General features: G+C 37.1%; 21 protein-coding genes. 14 read left to right on the forward strand and 7 right to left on the reverse strand.

What is annotated here, in order from left to right; genetic code table 11:
• Window positions 1–868 (reverse strand): hypothetical protein (locus tag ACFSQP_RS10560; RefSeq protein WP_376894195.1); only part of this gene is annotated, 868 nt, incomplete at its 3' end.
• A 306-nt stretch (window positions 869–1,174) separates the two neighbouring features.
• Between ACFSQP_RS10560 and ACFSQP_RS10565 the strand changes: the two genes are divergently transcribed.
• Window positions 1,175–1,513: a DUF4870 domain-containing protein gene (locus tag ACFSQP_RS10565; RefSeq protein ID WP_376894334.1), complete on the forward strand. Its 339-nt coding sequence runs from the start codon at window positions 1,175–1,177 to the stop codon at window positions 1,511–1,513.
• A gap of 181 nt (window positions 1,514–1,694) precedes the next feature.
• Here ACFSQP_RS10565 and dnaN read toward each other — a convergent pair whose 3' ends face one another.
• From dnaN to ACFSQP_RS10585, 4 genes are all read right to left on the reverse strand, one after another.
• Window positions 1,695–2,813, reverse strand: a complete 1,119-nt coding sequence (gene dnaN / locus ACFSQP_RS10570; RefSeq protein ID WP_376894197.1) for a DNA polymerase III subunit beta — start codon at window positions 2,811–2,813, stop codon at window positions 1,695–1,697.
• Between the two features lie 364 nt (window positions 2,814–3,177).
• On the reverse strand, window positions 3,178–5,562 hold the full coding sequence (gldG, locus tag ACFSQP_RS10575; protein WP_376894198.1) for a gliding motility-associated ABC transporter substrate-binding protein GldG: 2,385 nt from the start codon (window positions 5,560–5,562) through the stop codon (window positions 3,178–3,180).
• Between the two features lie 57 nt (window positions 5,563–5,619).
• The gene (locus tag ACFSQP_RS10580; RefSeq protein WP_376894200.1) at window positions 5,620–5,919 is read right to left on the reverse strand and encodes a putative quinol monooxygenase; all 300 of its coding nucleotides are present in this window, start codon (window positions 5,917–5,919) and stop codon (window positions 5,620–5,622) included.
• A 5-nt stretch (window positions 5,920–5,924) separates the two neighbouring features.
• Window positions 5,925–6,758: an SAM hydrolase/SAM-dependent halogenase family protein gene (locus ACFSQP_RS10585; protein WP_376894202.1), complete on the reverse strand. Its 834-nt coding sequence runs from the start codon at window positions 6,756–6,758 to the stop codon at window positions 5,925–5,927.
• Between the two features lie 107 nt (window positions 6,759–6,865).
• Between ACFSQP_RS10585 and ACFSQP_RS10590 the strand changes: the two genes are divergently transcribed.
• The 7 genes from ACFSQP_RS10590 to ACFSQP_RS10620 all read left to right on the forward strand — a co-directional run bounded on the left by ACFSQP_RS10590 (window position 6,866) and on the right by ACFSQP_RS10620 (window position 14,038).
• Window positions 6,866–7,825 carry a PhoH family protein gene (locus tag ACFSQP_RS10590; RefSeq protein ID WP_376894204.1) on the forward strand — a complete coding sequence of 320 codons (960 nt, stop codon included), beginning with the start codon at window positions 6,866–6,868 and terminating at the stop codon, window positions 7,823–7,825.
• Between the two features lie 196 nt (window positions 7,826–8,021).
• The gene (locus ACFSQP_RS10595) at window positions 8,022–8,534 is read left to right on the forward strand and encodes a hypothetical protein (protein ID WP_376894206.1); all 513 of its coding nucleotides are present in this window, start codon (window positions 8,022–8,024) and stop codon (window positions 8,532–8,534) included.
• A gap of 102 nt (window positions 8,535–8,636) precedes the next feature.
• A complete protein-coding gene (locus ACFSQP_RS10600) occupies window positions 8,637–9,584 on the forward strand; it encodes a phosphoribosylaminoimidazolesuccinocarboxamide synthase (RefSeq protein WP_376894207.1) in 948 nt (315 codons plus the stop codon).
• 235 nt (window positions 9,585–9,819) lie between these two features.
• Complete coding sequence (gene acs / locus ACFSQP_RS10605) at window positions 9,820–11,727, forward strand: acetate--CoA ligase (RefSeq protein ID WP_376894209.1); 1,908 nt, start codon at window positions 9,820–9,822, stop codon at window positions 11,725–11,727.
• A gap of 164 nt (window positions 11,728–11,891) precedes the next feature.
• Window positions 11,892–12,476 carry a Crp/Fnr family transcriptional regulator gene (locus tag ACFSQP_RS10610; RefSeq protein ID WP_376894211.1) on the forward strand — a complete coding sequence of 195 codons (585 nt, stop codon included), beginning with the start codon at window positions 11,892–11,894 and terminating at the stop codon, window positions 12,474–12,476.
• A 106-nt stretch (window positions 12,477–12,582) separates the two neighbouring features.
• Window positions 12,583–13,143: a YceI family protein gene (locus ACFSQP_RS10615; RefSeq protein WP_376894213.1), complete on the forward strand. Its 561-nt coding sequence runs from the start codon at window positions 12,583–12,585 to the stop codon at window positions 13,141–13,143.
• A 106-nt stretch (window positions 13,144–13,249) separates the two neighbouring features.
• The gene (locus ACFSQP_RS10620) at window positions 13,250–14,038 is read left to right on the forward strand and encodes an NYN domain-containing protein (RefSeq protein ID WP_376894215.1); all 789 of its coding nucleotides are present in this window, start codon (window positions 13,250–13,252) and stop codon (window positions 14,036–14,038) included.
• 158 nt (window positions 14,039–14,196) lie between these two features.
• Here ACFSQP_RS10620 and ACFSQP_RS10625 read toward each other — a convergent pair whose 3' ends face one another.
• Entirely contained in the window at window positions 14,197–15,426 is a 1,230-nt protein-coding gene (locus tag ACFSQP_RS10625) for a multidrug effflux MFS transporter (RefSeq protein ID WP_376894217.1), read from the reverse strand.
• A gap of 175 nt (window positions 15,427–15,601) precedes the next feature.
• On the opposite strand from ACFSQP_RS10625, the gene ACFSQP_RS10630 reads away from it, so the two are divergent.
• The 6 genes from ACFSQP_RS10630 to ACFSQP_RS10655 all read left to right on the forward strand — a co-directional run bounded on the left by ACFSQP_RS10630 (window position 15,602) and on the right by ACFSQP_RS10655 (window position 20,523).
• Window positions 15,602–16,702 carry a sensor histidine kinase gene (locus tag ACFSQP_RS10630; protein ID WP_376894219.1) on the forward strand — a complete coding sequence of 367 codons (1,101 nt, stop codon included), beginning with the start codon at window positions 15,602–15,604 and terminating at the stop codon, window positions 16,700–16,702.
• A 2-nt stretch (window positions 16,703–16,704) separates the two neighbouring features.
• A complete protein-coding gene (locus ACFSQP_RS10635; protein WP_376894221.1) occupies window positions 16,705–18,033 on the forward strand; it encodes a sigma-54-dependent transcriptional regulator in 1,329 nt (442 codons plus the stop codon).
• Window positions 18,034–18,211: 178 nt separating this feature from the next.
• Window positions 18,212–18,367 (forward strand): hypothetical protein, encoded by a 156-nt coding sequence (locus ACFSQP_RS10640; protein WP_376894223.1) that lies wholly within the window; start codon window positions 18,212–18,214, stop codon window positions 18,365–18,367.
• A 51-nt stretch (window positions 18,368–18,418) separates the two neighbouring features.
• On the forward strand, window positions 18,419–19,714 hold the full coding sequence (locus ACFSQP_RS10645) for a Glu/Leu/Phe/Val family dehydrogenase (RefSeq protein ID WP_376894225.1): 1,296 nt from the start codon (window positions 18,419–18,421) through the stop codon (window positions 19,712–19,714).
• A gap of 18 nt (window positions 19,715–19,732) precedes the next feature.
• Window positions 19,733–20,146, forward strand: coding sequence for a GreA/GreB family elongation factor (locus ACFSQP_RS10650; protein WP_376894226.1), 414 nt, complete (start codon window positions 19,733–19,735; stop codon window positions 20,144–20,146).
• Window positions 20,146–20,523: a hypothetical protein gene (locus tag ACFSQP_RS10655; protein ID WP_376894228.1), complete on the forward strand. Its 378-nt coding sequence runs from the start codon at window positions 20,146–20,148 to the stop codon at window positions 20,521–20,523. The genes ACFSQP_RS10650 and ACFSQP_RS10655 overlap by 1 nt, the downstream gene beginning before the upstream one ends.
• A 97-nt stretch (window positions 20,524–20,620) precedes the next feature.
• Here the strand turns inward: ACFSQP_RS10655 and ACFSQP_RS10660 are convergent, their stop codons facing one another.
• Complete coding sequence (locus tag ACFSQP_RS10660) at window positions 20,621–22,162, reverse strand: acyl-CoA carboxylase subunit beta (protein ID WP_376894229.1); 1,542 nt, start codon at window positions 22,160–22,162, stop codon at window positions 20,621–20,623.
• Window positions 22,163–22,239 lie beyond the last annotated feature (77 nt).

Genomic DNA, 22,239 nt, shown 5'->3' on the forward strand with positions numbered 1-22,239 from the left:
CACAAGTTTCCACTACTACAGCCGCACCCGTTACATCCAGCGCAGCACACAAACCGATACTTGTAACTAAATTTAGCACATCGCCACCGGTAGTGACACCAAAATTAATTACAGAGGTATCCAAATAATTTGGGTCGTTGGAATCGCTTAACTCTGCAACTAACGTGTGAATGGTATAATTTCCAGCGCTAGTCACGGTAAATTCTGGTGTTGCAGCCAATTGCTCAATAATAAGTGTGGTACCAGATGTTAGCACATAAGCCATTTCATAATTGGCAGGAATAACAGGAGCCGCATCTTGGGTAGCACTAATGGCTACGTCGGCACCAGCCAATTGTACTGGCGAGGCATCGGCTGTTAAAGTTCCAGCGTCAGCAGTACAAGTTTCCACTACTACAGCCGCACCCGTTACATCCAGCGCAGCACACAAACCGTTGCTTGTAACTAAATTCAGCACATCGCCACCAGTGGTGACACCAAAATTAATTACAGAGGTATCCAAATAATTCGGATCGTTGGAATCGCTTAACTCTGCAACTAACGTGTGAATGGTATAATTTCCAGCGCTAGTCACGGTAAATTCTGGTGTTGCAGCTAATTGCTCAATAATAAGTGTGGTACCAGATGTTAGCACATAAGTCACTTCATAATTGGCAGGAATAATTGGCGCCGCGTCTTGCGTGGCACTAATGGCTACGTCGGCGCCAGCCAATTGCACTGGCGAGGCATCGGCTGTTAAGGTTCCAGCCCCTGCGGTGCATTGGGCGTGTAGGGTGTAGTTAAAGAATAAACTAAATAGAAAGAATGTTCCGAGTAGTTTAATTTTTTTCAAATTTCCGAAAGTTTGGGGATTGTAAAGATGTGTCATAGCAATTTTGTTTAATGATTTATTCGTAAAGCTAAACAAAATTACAATATGATGCTTTTTTAACCGTGTTAAAAAAAGTATAAATTCACTTTTAAAATTATTTTTAGTAATTGGTTTTTAAGTATTTAGGGTTTGAATACGCTGTTTTTACTGACTTCGTTCAGCCAAACAGCGGTTGTTGACTAGAAGTTTTTTTTTATTTAAGCCTTGCAGTAAAAACTGAAAATATTTTTTGTAACTTGGAGTGTATTAGGATTCCTATACTTTTGTAAGTACACTAATTAAAAAAGCATTTATTACAAGATGATGAGAGACGATAAGCAGCTGTTAGTTCTAACCCATTTGAGTCAGTTATTAACCTATGTAACCGGTTTTGGCGGCTTAATTGTGCCACTAATAATTTGGGCCACCCAAAAAGACAAAGTTCTTAAAATGGATGCTCACGGAAAACAGATTATAAATTTTCAAATTAGCATTTTTATTTATGCCATTTTGTGTATTCCTGCTGTATTACTGCTAGGTTTGGGTATTATTGCGCTACTTATAATAGGTGTTATTGCTTTAGTTTTTCCTGTGTTAAATGCTATTAAGACGAGCAATGGCGAACCAATAAACTATCCGCTCACAATAAACTTTATAAAATAAACCAGCACCTTACTTTTTTGAGGAAGCATGACAGGCCGTTTCGGAAGTAATTGATATTTTTTCGGTTTACATTGTGTTCAGAAAGGCATAGTAACTGAATAAGCTAAAAGCTTTTTAACAAAAAAACCACAACAAATAACGTGTTGTGGTTTTTTAATGATTTATATGTCTGTACCAGATTTTAACTGTTTAGCATTACCGGCATAACCAACATTGTAACTTGTTCGCCTTCATCCAAGCCATCTACAGGTGTTAAAATTCCTGCACGGTTTGGTAAGCTCATTTCTAATTGAACATCATCGCTAGTTAAGTTATTTAGCATTTCAGTTAAGAAACGCGAATTAAACCCAATTTGCATGTCGTCGCCTTGGTAGTCGCAGGTTAAACGCTCTTCGGCTTTGTTTGAATAATCGATATCTTCAGCAGAAATATTTAATTCTGCTCCCGCAATTTTTAAACGAATTTGATGGGTTGTTTTATTGGAGAATATACTTACACGACGAACCGAGTTTAAAAATTGATTGCGGTTTATAACCAGTTTGTTTGGGTTTTCTTTAGGAATAACCGCCTCGTAGTTTGGATATTTACCATCAATTAATCGGCAAATTAACTGAACGTTCTCAAACGTAAATTTTGCATTAGAATCGTTGTATTCAATGGTAACATCGTCATCGCTAGCAGCTAAAATGCCTTTTAACAAATTGAGCGGTTTTTTAGGCATGATGAATTCTGTAACTTCCGATGCTTGCACATCCGCGCGTGCATATTTTACTAATTTATGCGCATCGGTGGCAACAAACGTTAAGCCTTCTGTTGAAAACTGAAAAAATACACCACTCATTACTGGGCGTAAATCGTCGTTACCAGCCGCAAAAATAGTTTTGTTAATAGCGGTTGCCAGGATGTCTCCGTTTAATGTTGTGGACGAGGCATCCTCCAATGTAACGGGTTTTGGAAATTCGGCACCATCGGCATAAGCTAAGGCATACTTTCCGTGGTTGGAGCTAATTTCAATGGTATTATTATCGGCAACTGTAAATGTTAAAGGTTGCTCGGGAAATGTTTTTAAGGTGTCCAATAAAAGTCTAGCAGGAACGGCCACACTACCACTATTATCACTTTCTACAGTAAGTTTAGAAGACATAGTAGTTTCTAAATCACTTGCAGAAATAAGAAGTTCAGATTGATTTAAATCGAATAAAAAATTATCTAAAATTGGTAGGGTGTTGGAGTTATTAATAACGCCGCCAAGAACTTGCAGTTGTTTTAATAAATACGTGCTGGATACTATAAATTTCATCTATGTGTATTACGTTTTAGCTTTCAATAAACTTGTCTTACAAATATATCGTAATCCGTGTAATATTGGAAACAAACTTATTAACATTAATTTTATCAAATATTGATTTTTGCATGCGGCGTTTTAACGGTTTTGTTTTAAAAAGCCGGATATTTTTACAAGCCGTGTAATTGGTTTAAAGGCCTACTAAATAAGGTAGTTAGCAATTTTGTTAATACGTATTTTTGCTTCTTTAATTTTTGTGAAAACTTTAAAATTTTTAAATCAAATTTGGTAGTTGGCACTTTTTAATGTTTATAAGTAGCAACTTACAGCTACTTAAATTCGCCAATTTATACCAAATTACGGCCTGTTATGCGGGTTTTTAAGATGCGTATTTGCGTTTTCTAAACCAATTAAAAACAAAGCCAAACAGCCCTAAAAGGAGCAAAGGAAAGCCCATATTTATGAGTTGCCAGGTAGTTTTTTCGGCAGCTACTTTTTTGTAATCCAGAAATGCAATAGATAATTCTTTGGAGCGAATATAAATAAGCCCATTATCGTCTAGAAGGTAATTTACAGCATTTAATAGAAAATCCTTATTGCCATAACTTTGGCCCGTCCATCTGTCGAAACCAAGTTCCAAAGGTCCATTTCTGCCAATATCATTTTTAATAACATCGCCATCGGCTATAACAATCATTTTGGTATCTGTACTTTCAGTTTTAAAGTCACTAATATTAAATGGTTTTATTCTGTTTTTGTATACAGATGTAAATTGCCCCTCTAGAAGTACCGCCAGATTTTGAAAACCTTTGGTGTATAACTCGGGGTTGGGCTCCTCATTAGTCAATTCTAAATTAATTTCGCGAGGCGTGCCGTCTAGCTTGGTAAGTATGGAACTTTGCAAAAGCAGTGTTTTGTTTACACTGTTTTTTAAGGTATCTATCTGGTTGGCAAAGTCAAATTTTATCAAATTTAAGTTTTTGGTAATAGGGTGGGCGGATGTAGGGTTTACCAAAGGTGCATAAAACCAAGGTAACTGTTGGAATTGCGATTGACTACCTTCGCCTGAAGCGAGTGTAATGGGAGCAGAATACAAATCGTTTACTAATACCGGATTTATACGCACACCGTATCTAAAAAAGAAATCGGTTAAATTTAGGTCGCGTGGCATGGCGATAGTTTTTCCCGCTGGGTTGTACAAGCTATCTTGCTCTATGGCTACCTTATCTAACAGCCACAGACTCTTACCGCCAGACATGGTGTATTGATCCAGCACTAGCTTTTCTGCTTCCGAAAAGGCTTCCGTTGGTTTGGCTGATACAATGAGGTCGTATGTTTTTAAATCCTCAAGCGTTTTTTGTGGGTTTGTTGCTACGCTATCCAATGTAAAAGCTGCTATGTAGTAATAATCTTTTATACTCGTAACAAAGTCGAAAATGGCGCCATCGCGTAACTGATTATTGCCTTTTAAAATGGCAATTTTTCGGCGTTTTGGATTTACTAATTTACTCAAGCCATCGGCAAAGGCATATTCTAAATGCTGAATTGAGTTTGTTGCAAGTTCTTGCACATCTGCTCCAATTTTATTTTTTATTAAAGGAATTTCTACGGTAACATTATTGTAGCTTGCTAAGGCCCAAGGAAAAATAACTTCTTGACTAGCTTTCCCCGACTCCTGCACCGTAATTTGCATGGGTTTTAGGCCGCGCTCTGTTAACTGCTGTATGTTTTGCTCCTGGGTTGCTTCATCTGCAAGTGGGTTGATAAAATTGAAGACAATTTGCCTTTTCTTAGCCTTGAATTCCTCTAGTAACTGCCTCGTTTCAGTTTTAAGACGTCTAAACTCCGATGGTAAGTTGGAGCCATCTAAAAAAACATCTATTACAATAGGATTTTCAACTGTTTTTACAATATCCAGAGTAGCTTGGCTTAAGGTGTAACGTTTGTCTTGGGTAAGATCCAAACGGATATAAGTTTGTTGTGTTATTACGTTTACTACCAAAAGCAAAATAGGTGCCAAAAGCACAACCGTACGTGCGCGTTTATTGGCAGGTTTATTGCTTATTTTTAGCGTGGTTAGCAGTAAAAACACAGTTAAAATACTTATAAAATATAGTAAATCTCTGCTATCTATAACACCTCTGCTAATGCTTTTGTAATGCGCACTCATACCTAGTTGATCTATGGCATTACTGGCTGTAAAATCGGCTAACCCTTCAAAACCAACATAAAAAAAGAAGCATAAAAAAACGGCTGTAATAAAGGCTACAATTTGATTGTCTGTAATACTGGAGGCAAAAACCCCAATAGCTGTGTAGGAAGCAGCTAAAAATAACAAGCCCAAATAGGAGCCAAAAGTACTCCCAAAATCGATGTTACCCGCCGGATTTCCTAAAATAAAAATAGTGTAAACGTATAGCAAGGTTGGTATTAAGGCAATAATTATAAGGAAAAAAGCGCCAAAATATTTTCCTAAAACAACTTTGTAAAGCGGTAAAGGTTTTGTTAGCAGTAATTCTAAAGTTCCTTGTTTTTTTTCATCCGAAAAGCTTCTCATGGTAACCGCCGGAATTAAAAATAACAAGATCCAAGGAGCCAGTAAAAAGAAGCTGGACATGTCTGCAAAACCATTATCTAAAATGTTAAACTCGCCCTTAAAAAGCCATAAAAATAAGCCATTTAAAACAAGAAAAATGGCAATAACTAAATACCCAATGGACGATGCAAAGAAGGTGTTTATTTCTTTTTTAAGTAATGCTAACATATGGTTGTTATGAGTTTCTTATTATGGGGTTTAACACATTATTGTAGTACCAAGGCTTTATACAGAAACGGTTTCTAATTTATTGACACTCCAAGCCTCGGGCTTCATATTAAACAAAGGTTTGGTAGCTGCCCAAATTTGCTGGAACAAGTCAGATTGCCTGTAATGTTCCAAATGTTGCGCAGACCGCCAATAGCTATATGTAAAAAATACGTGCTTGTTTTGGTTGTCTTGGTAAAGTTCTAAAAACTCACAGCCTTCAAAATTTCTAATAGCCTGCTTATTTTTATGAAAATTGGCCGTAAACGTATTTATATGTTCTGGTTTAAAGCCTAGTTTAACTATTCGTATTAGCATGGTTTTTAGTCTAAAAAATTAACAGTTACCGTATCCATTAACCCCAATCCAAGCAAGGATGATGCACTACCAGTGGTATTTGGATTGCTTTTGTACACAGCAATTTCAATATAACCTGAAGCGTTAAAAACAACCATCCGTTGCCCTTCAATATGTCTGTCTTCGGGTGCTTTACTAAAATCTATTATATCGCTATACCGATTGTATATTTTATTAAAACGTTTATTGCGTGCCGATATTTCAAAAGCACGCCCGCGCTGAATTTTTTCAAAAAATGGCTGTTTAATGTTGCTTATAACATTGCCGTAATTATCAATATAAATTATGTGACCAATAATTTGAGTTTGATCGTCGTTTACAAACGGGTTAATATTTTTTATGGGCTTAATGGTGTGCACCACTTTACCAACCACCTCCAGAGTACCACCCCTAGCAATGTGGCAAGCCACTTTAACAAACACATCCAAAACTGGAAAACTGGTAACAATTTTGTCATGAATATTTATTTCAACAATTTTTTCAGGAGCAATTTCAGCACAAATCATGCTCATTATCCCATTGTTGGCACAAATAAAATAATGACCATCTAGCTTTACAGCAATGTGTTTGTTTTCGTCGTTTAACTCGGAATCTACACCAATTATATGAATGGTGCCTTTAGGAAAACTACTGTAGGCATTTAAAATAATATAAGCAGCCTCGGGAATGCTAAACGGCGAAATAGAGTGCGAAATATCTACAATTTTAACATCGGGTAATTCTGTATAAATTGCCCCTTTGGTTGCACCAGCAAAATGATCCCGTTCTCCAAAGTCCGTAGTTAATGTAATAATGGCCATCTATAATTGTTGAAATTTTTAACAAAACACGTATTAATTTGTGTATTTTTGTTTAAGCACAAAACTAATAAAACTTAATAGATTAATTTAATTAAATCTCTCAGCTTTTGAATGAAATTGAAATCGAATTAAATCAGGTATCACCAAAAGATTTTTTTGGTGCGCAAAACCGCCACATAGAGCATCTTAAAACGTATTTTCCTAAATTAAAAATTGTAGCTCGGGGTAATAAAATTAAGGTTTTTGGCGATGAAGAAATGCTGGAGGAATTCGATAAGCGCTTTCAAATGTTATTAGATCATTTTGTAAAATACAACAAACTAGACGAAAACAGCATTGAACGTATTTTAACCAGCAACAGCGAGCAGGATTATGAAACCTCTGCCAAAAGTGGCGAGGTTATTTTGCACGGTGTAAGCGGTCGTTTAATTAAGGCGCAAACCGCTAACCAGCGAAAACTGGTAGAGAGTGTGCGTAAAAACGATATGGTTTTTGCTATTGGTCCGGCAGGAACAGGTAAAACTTACACTGGGGTAGCTCTGGCTGTTCGTGCCCTAAAAAATAAAGAAGTAAAACGAATTATTTTAACGCGACCTGCTGTAGAGGCCGGTGAAAATTTAGGATTTTTACCAGGCGATTTAAAAGAAAAATTAGATCCGTACATGCAGCCGCTGTACGATGCATTGCGCGACATGATTCCGCCTGAAAAACTAGCACATTATATAGAAAATGGTACTATACAAATTGCACCGTTAGCTTTTATGCGTGGTCGCACGCTGGACCATGCCTTTGTTATTTTGGACGAAGGACAAAATACCACACACGCCCAAATGAAAATGTTTCTAACACGTATGGGCAAAAATGCCAAATTTTTACTTACCGGCGATCCTGGTCAAATAGATTTGCCGCGGCGCACGCGCTCTGGTTTAAAAGAAGCCTTATTAATACTTAAAGATGTAGAAGGTATTGGCATGATTTATCTAGACGATAAAGATGTAATAAGACACAAATTGGTTAAAAAGGTCATTTCTGCATACAAGAGTTTCGAAAACCTTAACCAAATATAAAAAGCTACCTGGTTACTACAGTCCTAATTTAAAGATTTGTTCGTCTTGTTTTTAAAAGCAATGGGTTGCTGTTTAACGTCAAAATAGTCTGTTTCTAGTAATTTCTAAAGGTTCTGTAAACAATGCCCATAATCTTGTAAGGGATAAGCTTACAAGTTTTGGAACTTTGTAATCTAATCAGAAAAACAATAATAATATGAAGAAATTACTAGTAGCAGTTGCATTTTTAGGATGTCTTTCTGCATTCGCTCAAACTGAAGATATTGATATTACACCTAATAATTCGTGGTTAAAAGCAGGAATTACAGCAGGAATACCGTTGGGTGATGCTGAAGATTTTTCGTCTTTTGCCCTGGGAGCAGATGTAAGAGGACAGTACTTATTTAATCCAAATATAGCCGTTGGTGTGGCATCTGGGTACACCCATTACTTTGGAAAAGATAATTTTGAGGATATTGGTATTATACCAGCCGCAGCCTTTTTCCGATACTATTTTACACCAGATGGCTTGTTTTTTGGTGCCGATGTTGGCTATGGTTTTTTAACAAACGTCGATAATAATTCTGGTGGCCTGTATTTAAATCCACAAATTGGCTACCATAACGAAGATTGGAATTTTTACGCGTATTACCAAAATACCATGGCCGAAAACGATATTAATATTCAAAATATTGGTGTAGGTGTAACCTATAATATTCGGTTTAAATAATTAATATAAAATCTTTCAGATACTTAAAAGGAGAACTATTTAGTTTTCCTTTTTTTATTTAGATTTGTCCCTTACTAATTTTCAACAAAGCCTAACCAAGCTATGAATACAATTACAGATACTAATTTTAATTTCCCAGGACAAACCAATCTTTATAAAGGGAAAGTTCGGGAAGTTTATACCATTAACCACTCAAAATTAGTAATGATAGCAACCGATAGGTTAAGCGCTTTTGATGTAGTAATGCCTAAAGGTATTCCTTACAAAGGACAAATTTTAAACCAAATTGCTACAAAAATGATGGAAGCCACCGCCGATCTAGTTCCTAATTGGTTGGAAGCAACTCCCGATCCAAACGTAGCCGTAGGGCATTTGTGTACCCCTTTTAAGGTGGAAATGGTTATTCGTGGCTATTTAGCAGGGCATGCAGCCAGAGAATACCATTTAGGGAAACGCCAACTGTGTGGTGTGGCCATGCCAGATGGTTTAAAAGAGAATGATAAATTTCCAGAACCTATTATAACACCCGCCACCAAAGCCGAAATGGGCGATCATGACGAAGATATTTCGCGCGAGGATATTATAAAAAAGGGCCTAGTGTCCGAGGCAGATTATGTAGTGTTGGAAGACTATACACGTAAACTTTACAAAAGAGGTTCGGAAATTGCTGCTTCCCGTGGTTTAATTTTAGTAGATACAAAGTATGAATTTGGCAAAACACAAGACGGTAAAATTGTTTTAATTGATGAAATTCATACACCGGATTCTTCCCGATATTTTTATGCCGAAGGCTACCAAGAACGGCAGGATGCCAATGTAGCGCAAAAACAACTTTCAAAAGAATTTGTTAGGCAGTGGCTTATAAAACATAAATTTCAGGGGTTACCTGGGCAAACAGTGCCACACATGTCCAACGAATATATACAATCTGTTAGTAATAGGTATATAGAACTTTACGAAAAAATTACAGGCGAACCCTTTGTAAAAGCCAATGTGGCCGATATTCAAAATAGAATAAAGCATAATGTTGAAAGTTATTTAAATAACTAAATTCACTATAAATTTTAAAACTGGCAATATTAAGTAACGATACCGCACGTATTTTTTCGTGCTAACTAAACTTATGTCAATTTTAAAAGATTGCAAATTAGCTTTTTAAATAATACATCTGCTAAAATTAACAGGGTCTTCGGTTTGTAATACGTGGCAAGTGGCTGCTTTTTAGAATTTCATTTTTGATTACTCCAACTAATATTTTATCTTTTCAGTTTAAAATAGAGCTACCATGAGTAATTACCACATAAAACATTTAGAAGAATATTATCAAGTTTATAGGAAATCTGTTAGGGAGCCTCATAACTTTTGGGAAGAAATAGCCGAAGAGCATTTTTTATGGCGTAAAAAGTGGGATACTGTTTTGAGCTGGGATTTTTCCAAACCAGAAATAACTTGGTTTGAAGGGGCGGAACTCAATATTACCGAAAATTGTTTAGATAGACATTTAGCTACTCGATCCGATAAAACGGCCTTGTTATTTGAACCTAATAATCCGGATGAGCCTGCGCAGCACATTACCTACAAACAGTTATACCACCAAGTAAATAAAATGGCCAATGTGCTAAAAAGTAAAGGGGTGCGCAAGGGGGACCGTGTTTGTGTGTATTTACCCATGATACCCGAATTAGCCGTGGCTGTTTTAGCTTGTGCTAGAATAGGCGCTATACACTCCGTAGTATTTGCTGGATTTTCGTCTACAGCTTTAGCAACACGCATAAACGATGCTAATTGTAGCTTGGTTATTACATCCGATGGCGCTTACAGAGGCGCTAAAACAATCGATTTAAAAGGAATAGTGGACGATGCACTAAATAGCTGCCCAGATGTGAAAACGGTTTTGGTGGTAAAACGCATTCACTCCAAAATAACCATGAAACCCAATCGCGATTGTTGGCTTCAACCACTTTTAGATGCCGCACCCAATGAGGCAAAAGCTGAAGTTATGAAAGCCGAAGATCCGCTATTTATTCTATACACCTCTGGGTCCACTGGAAAACCAAAAGGCATGGTTCATACCACGGCTGGTTATATGGTGTACACCGCATACACCTTTAAAAATGTGTTTCAGTATAAAGAAAATGATGTGTATTGGTGCACCGCGGATATTGGTTGGATAACAGGACATAGCTATATTATTTATGGGCCGCTTTGTAATGGGGCTACTTCGGTTATGTTTGAAGGTGTACCTAGCTATCCAGATTTTGGCCGCTTTTGGGATATTATTCAAAAACATAAAATTAATCAGTTTTATACGGCACCAACGGCTATTAGGGCGCTAGCTAAAAACGGAACAGAATTAATAGACACCTATAATTTAAGCTCTTTAAAAGTACTAGGGTCTGTAGGCGAGCCCATAAATGAGGAAGCTTGGCATTGGTACAACGATAATGTGGGCAAGCGAAAAAGTCCGATAATCGATTCCTGGTGGCAAACTGAAACTGGCGGCATAATGATTTCGCCGTTACCCTATGTAACACCTACCAAACCAACCTATGCAACCTTACCTTTTATTGGTATTCAACCATGTATTATGGATGAGCATGGCACCGAATTGCAAAACAACCAAGTAGAAGGACGTTTGTGTATTAAGTTTCCTTGGCCAAGTATGGCGCGTACCATCTGGAACGACCATAAGCGCTACAAGGATACCTATTTTTCAACGTATAAAAACATGTATTTTACAGGCGATGGTGCCTTGCGCGACGAAGTGGGTTACTACCGTATAACGGGACGCGTGGACGATGTTATTATTGTATCTGGCCATAATTTGGGCACCGCACCAATTGAAGATGCTATAAATGAGCACCCAGCGGTTTCAGAATCTGCCATTGTTGGGTTTCCGCACGAAATAAAAGGCCATGCTTTATATGGCTACGTAACACTGAAAGAAAAAGGCGAAAGCAGAGACCATAACAACTTGAGGAATGAAATTAATCAAATTATTACCGAGCATATTGGTCCTATTGCAAAACTGGATAAAATACAGTTTACACCAAGTTTGCCTAAAACCCGCTCAGGAAAAATTATGCGACGCATCTTACGAAAAATCGCAGAAAAAGATACGTCCAATTTAGGTGATATTAGTACATTGTTAAATCCAGAATGCGTTCAAGATATTATTAAAGAGGCCTTGTAACTTCTTAATTAATATTAACGTGTAGTTGGTACCTATTGGAAGCATGTATTTTCAATTAAGGTCTTACTATTTCTATTAAAATAATGATTAGAATCTGGTTTTAGTTAAATTTATATCCGGGCTAACGTAAACATATTTTTTACCTTTGACCTAAATTTCTGCTTATGGCGCTTCAAACACTATTTTCATATATAAATAATTATGTTTCATTAACTTCAGAAGAAGAGCAACTAATAGCAGAACATGTTACCGTTAGAAAGTATTTAAAAGGGCAATTTATAGTGCAACAGGGCGATATTTGTCAATACAGCAGCTTTATTATTAAAGGCTGCTCAAAAATGTATTTTGTAGATGCCTTGGGTCAGGAGCACATTATAATTTTAGCAGTAGAGGGTTGGTGGGTTTCAGATATAGCCAGTTTTATAAATCAGAAGCCGGCCGATTTTAATATTCAGTGTTTGGAAGATACCGAATTGGTTCAATTTCATTACAACACCATCGAAAACTTATACGATGCTATTCCCAAGCTGGACAAGTTTTTTCGAAAAATACTGGAACGTGGTTTGGCTGCTTCCCAACAGCGCATAGTTAGAAACTTTAGCATGACGGCCAAGGAGCGCTATTTGTATTTCAAAAATACCTATCCAGAAATAGAAACCCGGATCCCACAATATTTGGTAGCTTCCTATTTGGGTATTACCAAGGAGTTTTTAAGCAAAATTAAACGCCAACTGGCCTACGAGCGCTAAATGTTAAACTAGTTTAATAGTATTTAATAAACTAGGTCATTTTTTAGATAGGGAATCTGTTGCATCTTTGCATCAGAAATAAATAAAAAATTAAATAACACATACTATGAAAAAATTATTTTTAACAGTTATGGCCTTTGTAACTGTAGGCGCAGCAGTTGTAGCACAAAACAAAGCGGTAAAAGCTTCCGAGAGTAAAGTGGTTTGGAAAGGTTACAAAGTAGCTGGATCGCACGAGGGAACCATTAATATGGTTGCTGGTAATTTAGAATTTAAAAACGATGTTTTAAAAGGTGGTGCTTTTGAAATTGATATGGCATCTATTGAAACAACCGATTTATCTGGTGAGTATAAGGATAAATTAGACGGACACTTAAAATCGGACGATTTCTTTGGTGTTACAAAATACCCTAAAGCAAACTTGGTAATGACAAAAGTGAAGCCAAAAGGTAAAAATGCTTACGATGTTACAGGCAACTTAACTATTAAAGGTCAAACACATCCTATTCAGTTTGTAATGTCTGTTTATGGTAGTAAAGCAACCGCAAACTTAAAAGTAGACAGAAGTAAATACGATGTTCGTTACGGATCGTCTAGCTTTTTCGATAATTTACAGGACAAAGTAATATACGATGAGTTCGATATTATTGCCGACCTACAGTTCTAAAAAACTGTTATTATTTAAACTCCTAAAACCGTTTCATACAAAATGAAACGGTTTTTTTGTGTTCAAAATTAACCGATTGTGTACCTTTAAAGAAATTTTAAACAGTATGGATATAAAATTAGCAGTTCTTATAGATGGCGATAATATTCCTTCGGCATATGTAAAAGAAATGATGGAAGAAATTGCAAAATACGGGAACCCAACTATTAAACGTATTTATGGTGATTGGACCAAGCCGCATTTAGCAAAATGGAAAAACATGTTGTTAGAAAATGCCATTACACCCATTCAGCAATACGGCTACACCACCGGTAAAAATGCTACGGATAGCGCTATGATTATAGATGCTATGGATATTTTATACAGCGGAAAAGTTAATGGCTTCTGCTTGGTTTCTAGCGATAGCGATTTTACCCGGCTAGCTACCCGACTTCGTGAGGCAGGCATGCAAGTTTACGGAATAGGCGAGAAAAAAACACCAAAACCATTTATAGTGGCTTGCGATAAGTTTATTTATATTGAAATTTTAAAACAAGCATCCAATAGCGATGATGACGATGCTAATGCAGATGAAACAAGCAAAAAGAAAACAACCCAAACAAATACATACGATAAAATAACCCAAAAAGATATTCAGTTTATCTCGCAAACTATTCAAGATTTAGCCGACGACGATGGCTGGGCCTTTTTAGGCGATGTGGGTGGTTTACTTCAAAAAAAGCAACCAAATTTTGATTCGCGTAATTATGGGTTTGCAAAATTAACGCCTTTAATAAATTCTATTGATGCTTTTGAAATTGATAAAAGAGAAAGTGGTAATGGCCGTTTTAAATTAGTGTATGTGCGCCTTAAAGAAAAGAAAACAAACAGCAAAACGCGCCACAAAGGGAAATAAAACAAGCAACCTAAAAGCTTTAAATAACCTATTGCTATAACAGCTTTCTAAAACAACCTGTTGGCGTTACGTGTTACATTAACCGCTTAAAATTAATGCGGTTCGTTGGTACGTAGCAAACTATTTTAAGGTGTGTTTTACCAGTCCTTTTATACGGACTAATATTTAGTGCTTTTACGTACAGGCAAGACAAGGTTGTTAGCTGAATAAAACAAAAAGACTGCCAGAATACCACAAACAGAAAACCCAATAAATAAAGGCAAAACACTTTCGGTTACAAAACTACCTATAAAACTGGCAATAGGCACGGCCATAACCGTACTAAAAAAGCCATTTATGGCAGAGCCAACGCCGGCAATATGTCCAATTGGCTCCATAGCTAGGGATCGTAAATTGCCAAACAAAAATCCAATAGCCGTAAATTGTAAAGCAAAAAATACTACCAAAACAGGCAAACTAGGGTTAACACCAGACCAAAATAGGAAAACATATAATAAGGATACCGTGCTAAAACAAACCGCGGCAACAATGGCAATACGTTTCATGCCAAAGCGCATTACTAAAGTGCCGTTTAAAAAAGTAGAAAAACCTACCGAAATGGCCAAACTAGCAAAAATATACGGAAACAAGTCTGCTAAATTATATTGTTGCTCAAATATTTGTTGCGAGGTGCTTAAATACACCATAAAAGACCCCGTAATTAACCCTGAAATAATTGTATAAATAACGGCATCTTTATGTCTGTAAAATTCTTTGGCTCCAGCCATAAATAGTTGAGGCGTTAGTTTGGTTCGTTTGGAAATACGGTGCGTTTCGGGTTGTCTTTTCCAGAACCAAATCATAACTAAAACACCAAAAAGTAAATTAATGTAAAATATAGAGCGCCAACTGTAAAAACTAATTAGAAACTGCCCTAATGTGGGTGCAATAATTGGAATTAAAATAAAAATCATGACCACAAACGACATTACTTTGGCCATATAATCGCCGCTATACGAGTCGCGAACCATGGCAATGCTTATGGTTCGTGGAGCAGCTAATCCCACGCCCTGAAGAACCCGCCCCAAAATAAGCAGACTAAAACTAGCTGTAACCACACACAGTACGCTAGCAGCTATAAAGAGTAAAAATCCAGCGTAAATAATGGGCTTCCTACCAAAGCTATCAGATAGTGGCCCAAAAATTAGTTGGCCAAATCCCAAACCTAAAAATATCATAGTTACTAATAGTTGGTTGTCCGAAGTGTCTATTAGTTTAAAATCGCTTGCAATATTTGGTAAAGCAGGCAAAAGCGTATCTATGGAAAAAGCAACAATAGCCATGAGTGCAGCCATCATTGCTACAAATTCTATATTAACTTTTTCTGGTGTAATGGGTGTCCGTTGCATCCTGCAAAAATACTGGAAAACACAGCAATTTAGGGCATAATTTTGTTTAATAGATTGTTAATTCTTCCTATTGTTGGTTAGTAGCTTGTTACACATAGTGCTCATGCAGCTAAATAGCCCATAATTTTGGGTTTTTCAGAATTAAAAAATGTATTTTTGTTTAAATATTAGGCCTATGGCACCTCTCATTTCAGCGGAAGAAAAACTAAACGAACGCATTAAAGAACTTACTTGCCTGTATGCAGTTAGTTCGTTTATTGCCAATTCTAATCTGGACGATTTGCATCCAACCCTAAAAGCAATAGCCAGAAGTTTACAGGGAGCGCTGTTGTACTCGGAAGAGGCCTCGGTTGAAATAAAAATTGAAGAAACCATATTTTTTGCGGGTAAAAAAACGGCCGAACAAGTGTTTATTATTTCGGCTATTAAAGCCTTCAATATTCCTATAGGGGCTATAAAAGTAGGGTATTCTAAAGCAAAATTCACAAGCAATAGTTTTTTAAACGAGGAAAAACAACTACTTCATAAAGTAGCTTTTGAAATTGGCAACTTATTTGAACGCAAGCAAATTATAGAAAAAGAAATGCTGTCCAGACGCCAAGTGGAGCGTGCAGATAGGTTGTCTATTTTAGGCGAAATTACGGCCGGAATAGCCCACGAATTGAATACACCTTTGGCTAATATTTTAGGATATTCCGAACTTTTAAAAGAACAGTTTCAAGATAATAAGGCCGTTTTAAACGATTTAGAAAAAATTAGAAACAGTGCTATCTATTCCAGAGAAGTGGTTAAAAAACTTATGTTTTTTTCCTGCGACATGCCGCACCAAATGGCGCGTACCAATATAACCACGGTTATTAAGGATGCTATAAGCCTGTTAAAACCAAATTTTTCTAAAAAAGGTATTACCTGTCAGGTAGCTATTCAGGAAACTAATATTCCGTTTAGGGTAGATAGTATTCAACTAACTCAAGTTATTTTTAATTTAATAATTAACGCCATTTACTTTTCACCGGAAAAAGGTGTTATTACCGTAAAAGTTTCGCAAACCAGTACCCATATTATTATTGAAATAAGCGATCAGGGTACCGGTATAGATAAAACCATTGGCGATAATATTTTCAATCCATTTTTTACCACAAAACCGGTAGGCGAGGGGTCTGGTTTAGGATTAAGTGTGGTGCATGGCATTGTAAAAAGTCATAAAGGAAGTATAAAGCATAGCCCAAATTCGCCAAAAGGTACTATTTTTACCATACGGTTTCCTAAAAACTAATCATGGCCTTAAACCTGGAAAATATTTTACTTGTAGACGACGATGTGCACATACTAGAATTATTGCAACGGCATCTTCAAACCTTAAATTACCACACCTACAAAGCGGTCTCTGTTAAGGAGGCTATTGCCATTTTACAGGATAAAACAATCGATTTACTAATAACAGATTTGAAAATGCCTGGTGTAGATGGTTTGGAATTGGTTAAGTATGTTTCCGAGCATTTTCCAAGTATGCCAAAATTAGTTGTTACGGGTTACCCTTCAATTGATGGCGCTTTGGAAGTCATGAAATCTGGCGTAACAGAGTATGTTACGAAACCATTTACCAAAGAGGAACTAAAAACGGCCGTAAAAAAAGCACTGGATAGTCGGCCTAAAAGTCTTTCAAATTCGCAAGCCAATACCGTTTCAAGCACAGAATCAAGCGGATTAATAGGGCAGTCCGATGCTATTAAAAAAGTTATCGATATCATAAACAGGGTTAAAAATAACAAAGCTACCGTGTTTATTACTGGCGAAAGTGGCACAGGAAAAGAATTGGTAGCACGCTCCATTCATTATTCCGGTAAATTTTCAAAAGCACCATTTATAGCTGTAAACTGTGGTGCTATTCCAGAAAACTTACTGGAATCGGAATTATTTGGTTACGCCAAAGGCGCTTTTACTGGTGCAGAGGCTAACCGCGACGGTTTTTTTCAAGCCGCCCAGCAGGGCACTATTTTTTTAGATGAAATTGGCAACGCCTCATTGGCTACACAAGCCCGTTTGTTGCGTGTGTTGCAAGAAAAAGAAGTCACGCGCGTGGGATCGCAAAAAGTGGAACCTGTAGATGTACGTGTGGTAGCGGCAACCAATGTTAATTTAAAAGAATTAATAGCTAAAGGCACTTTTCGTGAAGATCTTTATTACAGACTCACTGTGGTTGAGGTAGCAGTGCCACCCTTAAAGGAACGCAAAGAAGACATTGCTTTACTTGCTAACAAGTTTTTGCAAAAATATGCCGTTGAATTTAAAGACACACGCATGGCTATGGCGCCTGGAGTTATTGAAGCACTAGAAAGATACGATTGGCCAGGCAATATTAGAGAACTTGAAAATGTTATTCAGCGTGCCGTTATTATGAGCGATAAGGAAGTTACCATTGCCGATTTACCCGACCAACTAAAATACCATATTGAGTTCCCTGAAGTAGAAGAAGCATTTTTACCACTAAAAACCGTTGAGAAAGAGTATATTCTAAAAGTGTTGCAAGCAACCAATAATAACAAATCTAAAGCCGCTAAAATATTACAAATAGACAGAAAAACATTAAGTGAAAAAATTAAGTAAGGTTTAAAATGTGGGTAATTATGACACAGGTGTACAAGAATACCCCAGAACAAAAAAAAGCACACAAAACAATTTAATTATATATAATTGATTTTCAATGATTTAAAATTAAATTATACATGTTAGTTATAAACTGGCACAACAGTTGCCTTATGGTAGCCGAATTAAAACAGATGTAATGAATCATACCGTGGAAAATAGTTTGTGCCAAGATTGTAAGTTTATTGACACCTGTATATTAACCGCAAATAAAAACTTTATTTGGTCTTGTAGCGAATACGAAGTCGTTGCCAAGCACCACAAACCAAAACAAAAGCAATTAATGACGCACTAAAGCAACAACCAGCAAAAATGCGATCATGCACCTAAATTTAAACACAAAAAAATGACATTAACAAAAAAAGTAAAAAAGAAAGAGCAAGCTAAACAAGGCATGTTTGAAAATGTTATGAAGCAATTTAATGCTGCTGCAGACATGGTTGAATTAAATCCAAACATCCGAAAAATATTAGCCGTAACAAACAACGAATTAATTATCCATTTCCCCGTTCGTATGGATAATGGCGAAGTAGAAATTTTTAAAGGCTACCGCGTACAACACAACAACGCTTTAGGTCCTTATAAAGGTGGTTTGCGTTACCACCCAACCATCGATATAGATTCTGTTAAGGCATTAGCTATGTGGATGACCTGGAAAACATCTTTAGCCGGTTTACCTTACGGTGGTGCTAAAGGAGGTATCCAAATGGATCCAACAAAATATTCGCAATCAGAGCTGGAGCGTATAACCAGACGTTTTACCTATGCTTTAGGCGAAAACATTGGGCCAGAACACGATATTCCAGCACCAGACGTAAATACCAACGCCCAAACAATGGCCTGGATTGCAGATACCTACATGTCTACAAAAGCGCCTTCAGAGCGTTCTAAAAATCAGCATGTGGTAACAGGAAAACCAATTGGTTCAGGCGGTTTAGAAGGCCGTGACCGTGCCACTGGTTTTGGTGTTTATTTAACCATTAAATATTGGGCAGAAAGCAAGCAAGTAGACCTAAAAGGCAAGCGCTTTATTGTGCAAGGTTTTGGTAATGTAGGCTACTGGGCAGCGCACTTTTTAGAAAAAGATGGTGCAAAAATGGTAGGCGTGCAAGATGCCTATGGTACCATTAGCAACGAAGAAGGTATATCAGTAGATCATTTATTCGAATTCACAAAAAACAACAAAGGCGCAGTAGTAGGTTTCCCTGATTCTACGGCTGTTGTTAAAGAAGATTTCTTCGGAATTGATTGCGATATTTGTATTCCTGCCGCATTAGGTAACCAAATTACAGAAGATAATGCCGCAAGTATAAAAGCCACACTAGTTGCCGAAGGAGCAAACGGACCAACAACTGTAGAAGCTGAACAAATTTTATTGGACAGAGGCATAACCATTATTCCAGATATTTTATGTAATTCGGGTGGTGTAATTGGTAGTTACTTTGAATGGTTGCAAAACCGTAACGGCGAACTATGGGAATTAGAAGAAATCCTTGCTAGAATTGATAAAAAAATAAGAGAAGTGTTTAGACGCGTTTTAAAAGCATCGGAAGATAAAAATTTAGACATGCGTTCTGCCGCTTATTTTATAGCCATAGAGCGTATAGAGAAGGCTTACATACAACGTGGTATTTTCCCATAAATAAAAAAGTAATTTGAAATGAAATACGGAAGTTTGATATTAGAAAAAAAGGAGTATGTTATTTTAAAGGGCTTATTAAATTTATCTAAAAATTATAAAGAAGATACGCGCACATACTCCGTAAAACGGCTTGATGCTGAATTGCAGAATGCAGTAATTAAAGATGCAGAATTAATGCCAGATGATGTTATTAGGTTTAACTCTATTATTACTGTAGCTACAGAGGATGGTTGGGAAAACACTTTTGAGTTGGTAACACCCAACGAAAAAAACCCGCAAAACAATAAAGTTTCAGTTTTAACACCAATGGGTGCTGCCGTTATGGGCTATGCCGAAAATGATGTTATGGATTGGGAGTTTCCGGGCGGTGTTAAAAAGCTCCGTATTGTGAAAGTAATTCAAAACAAATCTAACAAACAATACCAAGTATAATGGATACAAACTCTTTTAACAACCCAAATACAGACGAAGAAATAATTCTAGCCAGACGCAGTCAAGAATTAGAAGTATGGATTTCGCATCTGAATTATGTTACAGATGAAAGCGATCAGCTAGCCAAAATAGCTTCCAATAAATTGGGAGATAAAGCGCTACGCGACCAGTTGCTTGAAAAAGCTGAACAAAATACGGTTATTTTAAACGAGATGCACAATTATAAATCTTCCATTGAAAAGTATAATGAATGCGACGATTTGGAATGCGACATTTATTATGTTAACCTACATGATACCTATAGTGCTAAATACTTGCGTCATTTAGAGGCATACCGGGCCATAAAAAACCAGGTATTCGCTAAATTATTGCAATAATTTAACCAAGGTTAATTGGAAATAACAAGCCACACGCTAAAACGTGTGGCTTGTTTTGTTTGTATTTAAAATTATTGCTTTGTGCTTTTAAAAAGGCTTATAAAGGAATATTACCGTGCTTGCGTTTTGGTTTATTTACTGTTTTGTCCTCTAGCATGGCAAAGGCTTTTATTAGCTTATGTCTGGTAGTTTCAGGTAAAATTACTTCGTCAACAAAACCGCGTTCTGCTGCGCTATAAGGGTTAGCAAACAGTTTAGCGTATTCAGCTTCTTTTTCTTTCCAGGTAGCTTCTGGGTCGGCAGCAGCATTAATGTCTTTTTTAAATATAATTTCCGCAGCACCTTTTGCCCCCATAACAGCAATTTCGGCAGAAGGCCACGCATAATTAATATCCGCCCCTATATGTTTGGAGTTCATAACGTCGTATGCACCACCATAAGCTTTTCTGGTAATAACGGTAATACGTGGCACGGTAGCTTCCGAAAACGCGTATAGCAATTTAGCCCCATGCACAATAATACCATTCCATTCCTGATCTGTTCCTGGTAAAAAACCGGGAACATCTTCTAGCACTAATAACGGAATATTAAATGCATCGCAAAAACGAACAAAGCGTGCGGCTTTTTTAGAACTGTTTACATCCAAAACACCCGCTAAAAACATGGGTTGATTGGCAACTATACCAATACTTTTTCCGCCTAGACGCGCAAAACCTACAATAATATTTTCGGCATGGTCTTTATGAATTTCATAAAAGGAATTGGTATCTATAATACCGGCAATAACCGCATGCATATCGTAAGGCTTGTTGGCGTTATCCGGAATTATTTCTGCTAACTCTTGGCGTATTTCGTCCGTTAATTCAAACGGGTAGTCCTTGGCTTTTTCCTGATTATTTTGAGGTAAATAACTTAACAGCTTTTTAATATCTTCCAAACATTCCACGTCGTTGGTGGCTGTAATGTGCGCCACACCCGATTTGGTGGCGTGTGTGCTCGCACCACCTAATTCTTCGCTGGTAACGGTTTCATTGGTAACCGTTTTTACTACGTTTGGCCCCGTTACAAACATATAACTGGTATCTTGAACCATGATGGTAAAATCGGTCATAGCCGGCGAATATACTGCACCACCAGCGCATGGGCCCATAATAGCAGACAATTGTGGTATGACCCCCGAGGCTTGTACGTTTCGGTAAAAAATATCGGCGTAGCCACCCAAGGAGCGCACACCTTCCTGAATGCGTGCACCACCCGAATCATTTAGCCCAATTATAGGAGAGCCTACTTTTACGGCTAAATCCATAACCTTACAAATTTTTTCGGCATGTGTTTCAGAGAGAGACCCACCAAAAACTGTAAAATCTTGTGCAAATACATAAACCAATCTACCGGATATGGTGCCATAACCAGTTACTACACCATCGCCATAATATTGTTGTTTGTCCATGCCAAAATCCTTGGTGCGGTGAGTTACTAAAGCACCAATTTCTTCAAACGAACCGGTATCTAACAAATATAAAATACGTTCGCGTGCCGTTAGTTTTTTATTGGCATGTTGCTTGTCTATGCGCTGTTGGCCACCACCCAAATGGGCTTGTGCTAATTTTTCGTTTAGAGTTTTTATATTAGAATCCATAATGTTTTTAATGTTATTATTACCTGTTTTAGTTTGTACGAGCGCTAAATTTTAATGCAATTTAGACTTTCAAGATA

The organism is Bizionia sediminis (genome assembly GCF_042684585.1).
Classification (GTDB): domain Bacteria; phylum Bacteroidota; class Bacteroidia; order Flavobacteriales; family Flavobacteriaceae; genus Algorimicrobium; species Algorimicrobium sediminis.

Bases quoted from the DNA above. Each gene is read 5' to 3' on its own strand.
- ACFSQP_RS10565 (WP_376894334.1), top strand. From the start codon at position 1,175: ATGAGAGACGATAAGCAGCTGTTAGTTCTAACCCATTTGAGTCAGTTA.
- dnaN (WP_376894197.1), bottom strand. From the start codon at position 2,813: ATGAAATTTATAGTATCCAGCACGTATTTATTAAAACAACTGCAAGTT.
- gldG (WP_376894198.1), bottom strand. From the start codon at position 5,562: ATGTTAGCATTACTTAAAAAAGAAATAAACACCTTCTTTGCATCGTCC.
- ACFSQP_RS10580 (WP_376894200.1), bottom strand. From the start codon at position 5,919: ATGCTAATACGAATAGTTAAACTAGGCTTTAAACCAGAACATATAAAT.
- ACFSQP_RS10585 (WP_376894202.1), bottom strand. From the start codon at position 6,758: ATGGCCATTATTACATTAACTACGGACTTTGGAGAACGGGATCATTTT.
- ACFSQP_RS10595 (WP_376894206.1), top strand. From the start codon at position 8,022: ATGAAGAAATTACTAGTAGCAGTTGCATTTTTAGGATGTCTTTCTGCA.
- ACFSQP_RS10600 (WP_376894207.1), top strand. From the start codon at position 8,637: ATGAATACAATTACAGATACTAATTTTAATTTCCCAGGACAAACCAAT.
- acs (WP_376894209.1), top strand. From the start codon at position 9,820: ATGAGTAATTACCACATAAAACATTTAGAAGAATATTATCAAGTTTAT.
- ACFSQP_RS10610 (WP_376894211.1), top strand. From the start codon at position 11,892: ATGGCGCTTCAAACACTATTTTCATATATAAATAATTATGTTTCATTA.
- ACFSQP_RS10615 (WP_376894213.1), top strand. From the start codon at position 12,583: ATGAAAAAATTATTTTTAACAGTTATGGCCTTTGTAACTGTAGGCGCA.
- ACFSQP_RS10620 (WP_376894215.1), top strand. From the start codon at position 13,250: ATGGATATAAAATTAGCAGTTCTTATAGATGGCGATAATATTCCTTCG.
- ACFSQP_RS10625 (WP_376894217.1), bottom strand. From the start codon at position 15,426: ATGCAACGGACACCCATTACACCAGAAAAAGTTAATATAGAATTTGTA.
- ACFSQP_RS10630 (WP_376894219.1), top strand. From the start codon at position 15,602: ATGGCACCTCTCATTTCAGCGGAAGAAAAACTAAACGAACGCATTAAA.
- ACFSQP_RS10635 (WP_376894221.1), top strand. From the start codon at position 16,705: ATGGCCTTAAACCTGGAAAATATTTTACTTGTAGACGACGATGTGCAC.
- ACFSQP_RS10640 (WP_376894223.1), top strand. From the start codon at position 18,212: ATGAATCATACCGTGGAAAATAGTTTGTGCCAAGATTGTAAGTTTATT.
- ACFSQP_RS10645 (WP_376894225.1), top strand. From the start codon at position 18,419: ATGACATTAACAAAAAAAGTAAAAAAGAAAGAGCAAGCTAAACAAGGC.
- ACFSQP_RS10650 (WP_376894226.1), top strand. From the start codon at position 19,733: ATGAAATACGGAAGTTTGATATTAGAAAAAAAGGAGTATGTTATTTTA.
- ACFSQP_RS10655 (WP_376894228.1), top strand. From the start codon at position 20,146: ATGGATACAAACTCTTTTAACAACCCAAATACAGACGAAGAAATAATT.
- ACFSQP_RS10660 (WP_376894229.1), bottom strand. From the start codon at position 22,162: ATGGATTCTAATATAAAAACTCTAAACGAAAAATTAGCACAAGCCCAT.